General features: G+C 61.1%; 1 tRNA gene. It reads left to right on the top strand.

The window, feature by feature from the left end:
• A tRNA-Met gene (locus tag HFD92_RS21605) sits at positions 1 to 77 on the top strand.
• The last annotated feature ends 131 nt before the right edge of the window (positions 78 to 208 follow it).

Genomic DNA, 208 nt, shown 5'->3' with positions numbered 1-208 from the left:
CGCGGGGTGGAGCAGCCTGGTAGCTCGTCGGGCTCATAACCCGAAGGTCGTCGGTTCAAATCCGGCCCCCGCAACCAATACTTCTGTAGCACTCTGGCAGAAGTGACAATGTGAAAAGTCGCAAAGCGCAAGACGGACGCGGGGTGGAGCAGCCTGGTAGCTCGTCGGGCTCATAACCCGAAGGTCGTCGGTTCAAATCCGGCCCCCG

This window comes from Pantoea sp. EKM101V (assembly GCF_011800325.1).
In the GTDB taxonomy this organism is placed as follows: domain Bacteria; phylum Pseudomonadota; class Gammaproteobacteria; order Enterobacterales; family Enterobacteriaceae; genus Pantoea; species Pantoea anthophila.
This window is presented reverse-complemented; position numbering and strand designations above follow the sequence as displayed.